Origin of the sequence: Lewinella sp., assembly GCF_050633125.1 — a bacterium.
Classification (GTDB): domain Bacteria; phylum Bacteroidota; class Bacteroidia; order Chitinophagales; family Saprospiraceae; genus Lewinella.
In genome coordinates, this window is the sequence record NZ_JBOEFX010000111.1 from 13,679 (window position 1) to 27,478 (window position 13,800).

Consider the following 13,800-nt stretch of genomic DNA (forward strand, 5'->3'; position numbering starts at 1 on the left):
AACTTCTACAAAGAAAGTAATAGTAGACTTCTATGTCTATTAAAAAGGCGACAGTTCTTGTCCCTTTTAATAATGCTCGGCCTATTGAGTATCTTAAATGCTCAGACGCCCGTAATTTGTAATTATTCCATGGGGCCCGCGGCGACTCTCAGTCAAGATTTTGATACTGATACTCCTCCCTTTACCACCAGCTTCATAGCACTCAGTGGTTTAGGAGATAACGTCACTTTACAAACTCCTATGACAGTGAGGATTTGCTTTTGGGGAGACATGGGAAATGGTAATGAAACTTTTGATGTAGTAATTGCTGGACAGACGTTTCCAACGGGAGGTTTCGGGAGTAATCCTACCATTGGGAGTCAACAATGTAGAGATTTTATTATTCCAACCCTAGCGGCGGATAATGAAATAAATGATGGCGATGTTGATATCGTCTACAATAATTTTGGTGCTGGCTGGACCAGTAATCCTGGAACTGATGCTCCCGATGATTTTAACGCAAGAGTAGTTTCTGCGAATTTCGACTATGTTGTGGATATTACCCTAAATAGTCCTTCCGACCGATGTCAGGATGGTACCGATGTTACCTTTGTGGGGCAACCCAGTGCGGGATCAGTAGCCGGAGACAATTCCAATTATGCGATTTATCCGTCTACGCCTGGGTTCAATGTAAATACGGGCCTATTGGACGTATCTAATACTTCACCAGGAAGCTATACGATCGTATATGAGTATGAGTTCAATGGTTGTGTCTATCAGGCAAACACGGATATTGAAATCTTCCCTGCTCCTGTCGCAAATCTCCAACCAACAGTTGTAAACTGTAAGCGTGGAGGAGAAACGATTGATTTGAGCGTCATGTTTCAGGGTGCTAATACCAATGGGGGCACTTTTAGCTTACAAGAAGGTACAGCTACCCTTAGTGGCTCTACTCTTACCGTACCTCCCAATGGAGGCTGTTTTTTGGTGAGATATACAGTCTCAAATCCCAACGGATGTAGTAACGCTCCTTACAGTGATGAAGCACGATTACTAATCACCGTACAGCCAGAACCAGCCTTCACTATTACCCCTTCAGAGGCAAATGACACGCCCACCTCTGCTTGTAGAGCAGGCGGGACAGCAGATGTGACGGTAACAAATACTAGTGCCACCAGTGGCGCCGCTTCCTTAACCGTCAACGGCACGCCTACTGGTTTTGGTGTGGTTAGCCTTACTGCCCCGAATACTGTTGGGTCTATTGTTTACAACATCTGCATGACAGAAACTTCAGCAGCTCCACCGGTCTGTAGTGGTATCACTCCTCCTAGTCCGTGTTCTTCTACTATTTGTAAGAGTTTTACTGTATTCAACGATGGAGTCGAATGTGGCGCAAATGCACCTTTCTCAAGTATTTGTGAACCCTCTTCCACTGCTACCGATGTCTGCCCTGTGACGACAAATCCCAATCTTGCTTTATCCTGTAGTTTCTTTGAATTAAATGGTCCCCAGTTTATTGATGCAGGGATTACGATGACCACAGGAGTCGCAACTTGTGTCGATACCGAAGTTTGTTTTACTTACCGTGGCAGTTTACCCGGATCTCTAGGTGATGCTGCCGCTGGCGGGCCTACGCTTGGTGAACTCAACTCTGCAACTAGTGTTATCTGTGATATCATCACATTTGAAATATGTACACCACGTATTCCAGTTGTAGGACGCTTTTGTTTTGATCCTATCCCTTTAGGTAGCTTTGAAGATGCCTGTGATCAGACGGTAGGACAAATTGTGGCCACATCGCTATCCTCTCTAGTTGGTGGTGATGGTGGTGGCGGTATTGTAGTCGCAGATACCGATGGTGATGGTGCTTTTGATTTTATTGTTGATGAGTACACCTTCCCTGTAGTCGGGCAAGAAGGATGTGTACCCAACAATATTGAGGAAGGAATAGGTACCATAACAATCCGTAACGTTACCGCTTTCCCTTTTGCTCCTTCGGGATATTGTGGAGGCGTAACTGAAGAATCACTCGACTTATTAGAGTTACTACCGATTGGTGCAATACCTTTGGTTGGGGTAATCATTGAAGATTTACTGGCAGCAGCTTCTTGTAATGTAGAATTGGCTTTCAGCGATGAAGAAACCATCGAAATCCCCGTATTAAATCGTACTCCTCCAGTATTTGCCAATTGTAATGAAGATGGTTACGTTTTCTCTGAAGACGGCATCTGTGACACCGAAGTAAATTGGTCGATTCCTGTTGTATACGATGGCTGTTTAGGAGATGTCTTGTCTTATATAGGAAGAACCGCGGGCACTGACGACACTAATTATGATGGTACACCAACTGCCGCAATTGTACCTACAGAACCAGGTGTATATCAAACTTCAGGCCCTATACCTGGCTCTGACCTTGACCCAGGGACCTATCCAGTAACCTACACTGCCTATTCTTGTTCTGGTGTTGAATCTACCTGTACTTTTGATGTAATCGTTTCGCCCGGTGATCCAATGCTTGATTGCCCAGCAAACACCGAAATTAAAACCGATGTTGACCAATGTACGGCAGTGGTCACAGGGCTTGCTCCTTTACAAGGTATCAGTTGTGCTTCTGTCATCAACTACAGTGTAGCTTTCGCTGATGGTACTTCTACCAGCACTTCGACGCCCTATAGCCTGGCTAACCGTGGAACACATAATGATGCAAGTGGCTTGGTGTTTCCGCTTGGCGTTTCAACGGTTACCTACACCATGCAGGTCGATATCAACGGTGATGGTGATGTTATGGATGCCAATGAAACCCAAACTTGTAATTTTACTGTAACCATTATTGATGGTCAACGCCCTGATGCGCTTTGTACGGATATTGATGTACGTTTGGATAATACCGGAAATGTTACCGTATTTGCAGCTGATCCTTTAACTGGAGATCATTTTGTAGATGGAGGAAGCGTTGATAATTGTGATACTGATTTAACTATAGAAATAGCTAAACCAGGCGGCACTTTTGCTCCTTCCGTAAGCTACGATTGTACCGAGAACGGTTATGGACTGGTAACCCTTCGGGTAACAGACGATGCGGGTAATAGCAGCACTTGTCTTGCACAGGTTCAGGTCATTGATTTCTTTGAAGGTATTCAGTTCGACTTCGATATTCCTGAACTGTGTTTGGAAGCAAACAACCCTGAGCAGTTAGATTTCGCCAACTATCTAACCATCACCTTACCCGACGGTACCGTCCTTAGTCATGAAGATGTTGAAAACAACCCCTACTTAGGCGATGCCCTGGGTGGATTTGGTATTACTGCATTTGCTCCTGCCTTAGGTTCAGCATCTATTGACGCAGGTAGTGTGGAAGAAGGAGGTGTTTATACACCAGGAACAGGAACAGGTTTTGTAACCGTTTCTTACGTACTCGTATTGCCAGGTGTAGACAACGTTCCTCAAAACTCAAATGTCGCACTTACCGGATGTCTGGAAATTGTCCACACCACCTTCGAACTCCGCCAACCTTTGGAGATGGACTCGCCGGAGTGTGAGTGTATTCAGCAAAATGATCGGATTGTTAATTTAGGAGAAATTACCGGAGGCCTAGAGCCTTACACTATCCAATATGGTGGCGTCAAATTCGATGTAGACAGCGACGGCGTTGCAGATGATGTCGATGGTGAATATACCTTCGATGTCAGCAATGGACACAATATCGACGATTTCACGGAAGACCTTGGTAACCTCTTGGTTGACTATACGCAACCTACCTGGTCGTTTACCATTGTGGATGCCCGTGGTTGTGAACTATTCCGCTCAGGTTCCTGTGATAACGATGACGAAACGGGAACACCTATGATCGATTGCACCGCACTAGGCGCAGTCACACTCTACACCAGAAATGAACCTGCTTGCGAAGTGCAAGACACCTGGGTTCATACACTACCAACCGATAACTGTGATGTTATTCTTTATACCTACACCATCGAAAATCCCGATGGTTCCATTGCTGGGCCATTTGATCTTACTGCATTGTTGAACCCTGATATCACGATGCCGCTACCTGATCAATTTTACGGAGAGTATGATTTTGAACATCATTCACCAACGGAAAACGTATCAACAGTAACTTACTACGCAGAGGATGCTGTAGGAAACTTTACCCAGTGTAGTTTTACGGTTACCGTTATAGATGATGATCCTCCGCATTTCATCAACTGCCCTGAGCCTGCAGTAATTGTAGATGCACCACCAACCTGGTGTTCTGCTTTCGCTAACTATTCTTTGCCTTTAGCTGAAGACAACTGTGGCCCTGTTACCGTTACTCAAATTGACGATACTGGCCTCACTTCTGGTGATGTTTACCCCGTTGGTATTACCATCAACACTTATGAAGCTGTTGATGAAACAGGCAACAGCATCCGTTGTGATGTGAAGATCGTTGTCAATGATTTCCATACCCCACCAACTTGGGAATGCCCAGACAATGTGGTCACCGATACCGACCCAGGTGATTGCGGAGCTGTTGTTGACAATATCGCGCCGTCTAATATTGAAGACAACTGCCTCCCTAACCTGACGGTTGCTTACCGCATTGATGATGCCGACGGCAATGAGATCGCCAACGGTCTTGACGATGCTAGCGGTAACTTCTTCGATCTCGGAACCAGTACCGTGAGCTATTCTCTTCAGGATATGCCTTTATTGTTGATTACAGAAGTAACTCACGAGTTGAGCAATACTGTTGACGGCTCGCCCGCTACAACACCTACTTGTTTTGACGGCATCCAAAATGGTGACGAAACAGATGAGGATTGTGGTGGTAGTGTCTGCACCTCGTGTAACTGTACCGACAACGAAGTGACGGTAGAAATTTTATTAGACAACAATCCAACAGAGACAGCTTGGGCTATTACGGAACCTAACAATGGTACGGTTATAGCATCAGGCGGGCCTTATGCTATTGGCTTAGCGGGTACTACCGTTTCAGAAAACATTTGTCTACCTAATGGATGTTATGATTTTGTAATTACAGACACTGCTCTTGACGGTATCTGTTGTGCTTCCGGTAACGGTAGCTATACGGTTAGCACAGGTACTGGTATACTTGCAGCAGGTGGTGAATTCGGAACGAGAGAAGTAACCAACTTCTGCCTAGATGGCGCACCAGCTGCTGCCTCACTAACAGGGACTGCGAGTTCTCGTGATGCTTTAGAGATCACCAACTTTGGTTCTGCTAGCCTGGATGTAAGCTGCTTAATGATTGAGCGTGTCTATGCTGGTGGTTCTGAAACCTTTGCTGTACCAACAGGTGCCATTTTAGCTCCAGGTGACGTATTAACGATCCACTTTGGTGACGGTCATGACGATCTAGCTAACAATGTATTCAATGTTCCTGGCGCCTTGGATTTACCAATTACAGAACCTACCGCTTATATTGTCAGCCTGTCCCGTTCGATCTTGGATATGGCAGTAATGAATAATTACGACATCAGCGGCTTTGGTCCTCCTGCATACAACCTTGCAGGTCGTACGATGGCAGATTACTGGTCAGGTGCTATTGGCCCTGTTTACGGTGGCGGTATCGTCCGTACTACCGTTTGGGATACCAATACTGCGGCTGACTTTGTGCCCGGTGAAGCTTGTATTCCTCTAACAATTGGAACGTTGAACCCAATGCTTCCACAGCCAGTGCCCAACGGCGAGCATACGGCCATTCAAGCACAACCAACCACTCGCCTGGAATGTAGCTTCACCGTAGAAGTCGCTGATGATGAAAATCCAGTTTGTGGCCTTTACGGAGATTATATCAACTACCCAGGTCCAATTGCAACGGTGGCTTATGGGGAATGTGTAGAATTGCCAATTACGGTTACAGATGTCTTCAATATCGCAGACTTGAACCTCCTGTTAGCAGGCAACGGTGGCGATTTTGGCAACCTCACTTTTACACTGATCAGTCCGGAAGGAACAGCCATCGAATTACTCGATGCTATTTGCCCCGGCAGTAACGCCTTTGACTTCACCCTGGATGGTGACCCTGAACTGGCCGATCCTTTCCTCGATAACTGTGCCAACCTAGGCAGTGGTGATGCGTTTGTACCTGTAGGGAATATCGAAGCGTTTAACGGCAAAGCCGTACAAGGAACTTGGATCTTACAAATTGGACACAACGGTCAAGTGAGTACCGTATCAACCGATTTGACTGCGTGGAGCCTAGATATCAGTGCTCGCGAAGCTTACGCTCAAGGAGATGAAACCCTGGAAAATGACCTCGACCTTTGTGGTGCAGAATTTACCTGGCTACACTCTATTCTCTTTGATAACTGTGCCGGTGGTAGTATCGCCTTCACCATCACCTTTGAGGACGGTACGGTAGAAGTAAGCGAAACCTTGCCGATCTTCCCTGAGAACACACCATTTACCCACTTCTTTACCGTAGGAGTAACCCAAGTCAATTACGTCCTCACGGATGCTAATGGTAATACCTCTTCTTGTGGATTTGAAGTGACGGTACTGGATACGCAGTTTCCTGAAATCACTTGTCCACCGGATTTGGTTATTCAATTGGCCCCAGGAGAGTGTGATACCAACGAATACCCGACGACACCAATTTTCGAATACGACAATTGTCCGGAATACGTACTAAGCTCTTTCCCTCCGGGAACACCTGTGCCAATTGGTGATACGATCATCACATTGATCATTACCGATGCTTCTGGCAATGTAACGGAGTGTACCTATAACTTGACAGTTTTAGAGCACATCCCTACTGGTGATATCGCTTGTGTGGCCGATCAGAACGTTTCTTTAGGCCCAGACTGTACAGCGACCATTACCGCAGATATGTTGCTAAGCGGCAATGATTACCGTTGTTACGACAACTACATTGTTACGCTTTATCCTGACTTACCTGACACCGGGGTTGATCCAATTCCGACTTCCCCGATGATTGGAGAGGAATTCGTAGGACAAACCATTATCGCGGAGATTTGTGATCCGGCCACCGGCTTATGCTGCTGGGGGTACGTACACGTAGATTTCTACGATGAGCCCGAATTCATCTGCCCACCAGATGCGATGGTGACTTGTATTGAATCAACTCATCCGGATGCACTTGGCTACCCTGTGGTAACCTCTTGTGTCCCAGGTGGCGCTACCATCGAATTCGACGATGAAGTCGTAGACAATGGCACCTGTGGCGAACCACGCTTGATCATTACCCGCACCTGGACAGTAACGGATGGAGTAGGCAACTTCTCGCAATGTGTACAAAATATTGTGATGGCCTCCTTCGATTTGGCACAGGTTGTCTTCCCTGAGAGTTATGACGGCATTACTAACCCTGTACTAGACTGTGGGGAAGTATTAAATGATCCGTCATTAACGTCCATTGATAGCCTTGGTGTACCAACAATTGATGGGCATAGCCTATATACTGCGGGATACTGTACTGCGGCGATGAACTACGACGATGAAGTCTTCACTATTTGTGAAAACAGCTACATCATCTTCCGTCAGTGGCGAGTGATCAATCAATGCTTACCTACCCCGCTGGCCAGCGTGCTTGAGTTTACGCAAACGATCCGAGTAGAGGATATTGACGGACCCGGCTTAACCTGCCCTGAAGATCAAACCATCAGCGTTTCACCATTCAACTGTGAGGCGACCTACCAGGTGCCGCCGTTGGTGTCTGTCGATGCTTGTTCTGCAGTAACTTATATGGTAGAAGTTGATGGTGATACTTTGACCTACCGTCCCGATAATCTTTATGTCTTGACAGGCTTAGATTTAGGAGATCACACTATTCGATACCTAGCTAGCGATGCTTGTAACAAATTGTCCAATTGTAGTTATACCCTTACGGTAGAAGATCAGATTGCACCTACCGCTAGCTGTGATGAGCAATTGGTTGTATCGCTAGGTGGTGGCGACATTGCAAACGACTTGTACGGAGAAGCCCGGATATTGGCTTCCGATATAGACGAAGGTTCCAACGATAATTGTAGCGCAGTGACGCTGGCTGTTCGCCGGAATTACTGGCGAGATGGTACTTGTGACGATAGTGCTAACCGCTGGAGCCCTTGGAACGGATACATCGATTTCTATTGTTGCGACATCAACCAAGAGGTAACCATCGAATTGATGGCGACGGATATCTTTGGCAATGAGAACACTTGTTGGATGGTTATCACACCAGAAGACAAGCTCAATCCTTATTGTTACGCACCAGACGATGTGTCCTTGACGTGTAACGACTTGCCTTTAGCCTTCCCAGGAGATATTGCGACGGCTTATGACGAAGATATTGAGGCTACCTCTAGCATGATGAGTTCCATCTTCGGTGGCGCTACAGGTACAGATAACTGTGCTGTAGATACCATCGTTGAGCGCACGCCAAATATCGCTATTAACGAATGTGGCTGGGGAACTATCACTCGTCGCTTCGAAGCTTGGCAACTCAAGCCAGAAGGCGATGTGAATGATAACGGAGCTATAGATATCAACGAGGTTTACCGTTCAACCAACAGCTGTAGCCAGGTAATTACGATTACGGAAGTACACAACTTCGTGATCGATTTCCCAGAAGATGCTGCTGCTGATTGTGGTGCCCCTGATGTGCCAACAATTATCACGACTGCCGACGGCTGTGATGTATTGAGCATAAATATTGGAGAACCAGAAATCTTTGCCGCTACAGGAGATGAATGCTACAAGCTGAGTATCACCTACGACATCATCAACTGGTGTTTATGGGACGGTGAATACACCGGCTATGTACTTGCTCGAATGACCGAAGATGATGGGGAAGCCTTGCCTGTAGATCGTGCTGTCGAAGGCAACGAACGTCCGGTAATTACTTACACCAGCGCTGGTGGCCTGTGTATTGATCGCGATCATACGGACCGTGATGGCGATTCTGATTTGGACAACTGTGCTTCACCACAATTGCCCAACTACGGCCGCTATATTTACACCCAGTTTGTAAAAGTATACGATTCTACCGTACCAGTAATAACGGTCGGTGAATACGGCGGCCCAACAGACCTTTGTCCTACCTTGGAAGCAGGCCAATTCGGTGATGTAACCGGCAACTGTGAAGCTCCCGTAAGCATTCCTTTCTCCATCACGGATGATTGTGAACTATTCGACGGTGCTGGCAACTTAGTGATAAGCATGGTGTCAGCAGAGCTTGATGCCTTTGCAGTAGACATTAATGGCGATGGCGACATCAAGTCTAATGAGTTTCTTGCTGAAGCAGGAGCCGCAGGCAACGTGATGGCCAATATCACCGATAATGGTGATGGAACTTACTCGTTTGATGGTAACTTCCCGATTATTACCAGCGCTATGGGCGATAATATCTACCACGCTGTGCGGGTATTGTTTGAAGATGGTTGTGGAAACCAGGTCAGCGAAACTTTGGTCTTTGATGTAATCGACTGCAAAGGGCCAGCGCCTGTATGTATCAATGGATTGACCGTTACCCTAATGCCTCAGGCTGAAGGTGGTTGCGCTATGACGATCTGGGCCAGTGACTTCGAAGGTTCTCCAATTTCTGACTGTACAGGTCAAGGACCTGAATTATTCGGTGGTCTACCACGTGTTACGAAGTACGCTATTTATCGTGCTTCCGAGGTGGAAGGCAATCCAGACTTTGTACCACATCCTACGAATACAGGTTTGGTATTAACCCAAGACGATGACCAGACAACAGTGGTTTATATCTATGCCTTTGATGAAGAAGGAAATTATGACTACTGTGAAACTTACGTCCTGGTACAAGAGCATAACTCCTGTAATGGACCGGATGACGCTACGATTGCAGGCGTGATTACGACTACCGCTAACGAAACCATCGAAGGAGTAGAAGTGAGTATCAATGGTGCTGCTCAAATGAACATGACCACTGGTACGGACGGTGCTTTCATTTTCCAGGTTCCTCAACTTGGGGGAGATTACACGGTGACACCTTATCATAATGATAATCCACTAAATGGGGTCTCTACTTTTGATATCGTTTTGATCAGTAAGCACATTCTCAATATTGATCCATTGGATACTCCTTACCAGCGACTTGCTGCGGATGTCAACAATTCAGAGACCATCACTACACTGGATATGATCCATATTCGTAAGCTGGTGCTGAATATTACGACCTCCTTTACCAACAATACCAGTTGGCGCTTTGTCCCCGCTGATTATGTGTTCCCGAATGCACTCAACCCATGGCAGGAAACCTTCCCAGAGTTGATTAATATCAATAACCTGTCAGAATCCTTGGTAAATGCTGATTTCGTTGGTGTGAAAACAGGTGATGTCAACGGTAATGCGCAAGCCAACGCTTTGGTCAGCGATGACCGGACGCTCAATGGCGCTTTCTACCTCGAAGTGGAAGACATTGAGCTAAAAGCGGGCAATACTTACACAGTAGCATTTACAGGAGAAAAACTCTCTAGCATACAAGGTTACCAAGGGACGCTACAATGGAGTGGAATGGAGCTACTGGATATCGAATACGGAGCAGCTACCAGTGAAAATTTTGGTTTACGATTTGTAAATCAAGGAATGATTACCACTTCATGGAACCAATCGAATAATGCCGCGGGAATTGAGGAAGTACTCTTCAGTCTGGTATTTCATGCCAATGAAGATGCCCAGCTGAGTAATCTGTTGCAAGTGAGTAGCCGTTACACAGCAGCAGAAGCTTACCGTGATGGGACAATCACAGATTTTGGACTTTCATTCTTTGCTTCAGCACAGGAACAGGGTAAGTTCGTACTCTATCAGAACGTGCCTAACCCCTTCACCGAAGGTACTATAATCGGCTTTGACTTGCCCGTAGAAGCAACTGCAACCATCACAATTCGTGATGCTAAAGGAGCACTTATTCAGGTCATCGAAGGAGATTACAGTTCAGGTTATCACACCGTTCAGCTGACGAAGCAGATGATCAATGGTGCCACAGGCGTATTTACCTACACTGTAGAGGCAGGCGATTACCGAGCAACGAAACAAATGATCGTCGTAGATTAACTTAACATTGAACAACACATTAACAGGCGGCACCTCTCACGGGGTGTCGTCTTTTTTTATTTATATAGCCTCTAAAACGAGACCTCTAGCCTACCCTCTAAAAAAGAGAAAGAAGTAATAGTTCTTACCTCCAGAAAACCCTAAAAAACGACCACTTACCCAGCTTTTTAACACTTGTTGGAAGTAGCTAAAAAAATAAAAAAATAATTTTAATACAACTGTAGTTTATTATCAAAAATACATTGATATTTGCTGCTGCAAGTATGCAAATGAACATGTCTTAATTAACTTAAAAGCCTGTATTACAGGTAATTACTCTTTCTTTTTTCCTTTTCTTATTTTTTACAAATTATAATCCTATGGGCAAAATTGACTTTCAATTTGTCAAGGCATTCCTACGCCTTGATGTGATGCTGATGGCTTTCCTTTTCGCCTTCAGTTCTCCTCTTTCCAGCCAGACCGGCTGTAACGGACTACCTCTACAAGTAGGCTGTATTGCTAACGTAAATGTTACACTCAATGCCAACTGTGCAGCGAACGTAACACCGAGTATGGTACTTACTGGTAACTACCAATGTGCTGACGAAATTGTAGTTACAATTGATGGTGGCAACACCAATGTATTGGCCGGTTGTGGTACGCACACTTATATGGTGGTAGTAACAGACAACGGGCAAGAAGTTTACACCTGTTGGGGTAACATCTTCGCTGAAGACAAAACAGACCCAGTCGTAGTTTGTCCTGCAAATACCGACGAAGTTACCGTTGACCTTAGCGCTCAGATCATTTCTGGCGCATTGGCTGGTACTGATGCAGGTATTCAATTGGCTAACTACTCTTGTTTCCTAGAGATTTTCCCTCCATTGGCGGGCAACCACTACTATGATCTTTACTCTTTCACGGTAAACAACCCTACCGGTCAAGGTATTTTCACATTTGACATGGGTACTGCTTGGGGTGACGGTACCATGGCCTTGTTCCAAGGTAACTTCAACCCTGCTAACCCTTGTGAGAACATCATTGCTCAGGCAGATGATCTCGTAAGCGGTAGCGGTTTCATTACTTCTTTTGATCCTACTATTCGTATGTCTGCTAGTTTGGTGGATGGTCAGACCTACACCTTGATGGTGAGCAGCTGGGCCAGCAACCAGACGGGTAACTATGCGGTGGCAGTATTTGGCGAAAATGGTTCTATCAGTGGTGGATTCCCTACCCAGGTTGCACCTGTAACTTTCGACTTGGTTTGTACAGATATCGATCAGGTTCGCCTTCTTGCTCCTGCCACTTACGTGGTTAACGCTACAGGTGATATCGTGTCGATCTCTCCTGCATTAAACACTATACTGAGCCGCACTGGTTTCCCAACGGTAACGGATAACTGTGGTAATATCCTCGTAACCGTTTCTGACGTAGTTTCTTCAGCAGGCGATTGTGGTAACGTCACGATTACACGTACTTTCCGCGCTGCTGATCGTTACAACTCTGGTTGTACTGGTACACCTCGTGTTGATATTTGTCAGCAGATTATCACTTTCCGTAAGCCTTTAATTGCAGAAGTAATTCTCCCCAACTTTACTGCAGTTATGGAATGTGACGAGACCTTCGCTACTGACGGTACCGTTGGTGGTCCTGATAATAACCCTGCAGCTAGCGTAACTGGTTATCCTTTTATTCGTACAGCATTCGGTTTTCACGACTTAAACAGTTCTTACTGTAACATTGGTGCTTCTTATTCTGACGAACCTCGCATCAACGTTTGTACAGGTTCTTACAAATACCGTCGTGAGTGGAATATCATCGACTGGTGTAACCCTGGTTCTAGTATTATCTATAACCAGTTTGTGAAAGTTGGTGATTTCACCGGCCCAATCATCTCTGGTGTACCTGCTGTGATTTCTGTGTCTACTTCTCCGTTTAACTGTATGGCCAACTTTTTAGTGCCAAACCCACAGGTAACGGATGGTAACGGCTGTTCTACTGCCGCTGCTACTAGTTATACGATTTTGGCAAACGGTACCAGCTTCTTCCGTGGTGGAAATATTGGTGCTAACGTTGTCGTACAAGTACCTATCGGTAACCATACCGTTGAGCTCTGTGCTGAAGATGGCTGTGGTAACGAAACTTGTGTTACCTACGACCTGGTTGTTCGTGACCTGATCGAACCTACTGCTTCTTGTGATGACCAATTGAACGTATCTATCGGTGGTGGTGATGTTGCTAACGGCATTACAGGTATCGCTCGCGTATATGCGAATGATGTTAACGAAGGTTCTAATGACAACTGTGGCCCTGTAACCCTGGAAGTACGTCGTAACTACTGGCGCAACAACACTTGTGATGCAAGTGCCAACCGTTGGAGCCCTTGGGGCAACTTTGTAGACTTCTACTGCTGTGATGTCAACAATGAAATCACTATTGAACTACGTGTAACTGATCAGTCTGGCAACCAGAACACTTGCTGGATGGTCGTAACACCTGAAGATAAACTGAACCCATACTGCTACGCACCTGCTAACGTAAGCTTGACTTGCGCTAACTTGCCACTGGCATTCCCTGGCGATATTGCTGCCGCTTACAACACGGAATTTGCTGCTACTTCTATCATGATGGATGCCATTTTTGGCGGAGCAAGCGGTACGGATAACTGTGCAGTCGACACTATCGTAGAGCGTACACCTAATATCCAGGTCAACGAATGTGGCTGGGGTTCTATCACCCGTCGTTTTGAGGCATGGCAAGTACGTCCTGCTGGCGACGCTAACGGTAACGGTGCCATTGATATCAACGAAGTATTCC

Annotated in this window: 1 protein-coding gene and 1 pseudogene; both read left to right on the forward strand. The window is 45.9% G+C overall.

The window, feature by feature from the left end; translation table 11 throughout:
• The first annotated feature begins 57 nt into the window (after positions 1-57).
• On the forward strand, positions 58-11,004 hold the full coding sequence (locus ACRBG0_RS22265) for an HYR domain-containing protein (RefSeq protein ID WP_431489051.1): 10,947 nt from the start codon (positions 58-60) through the stop codon (positions 11,002-11,004).
• A gap of 359 nt (positions 11,005-11,363) precedes the next feature.
• Positions 11,364-13,800: pseudogene (locus ACRBG0_RS22270) on the forward strand (hypothetical protein); the annotation flags it as partial.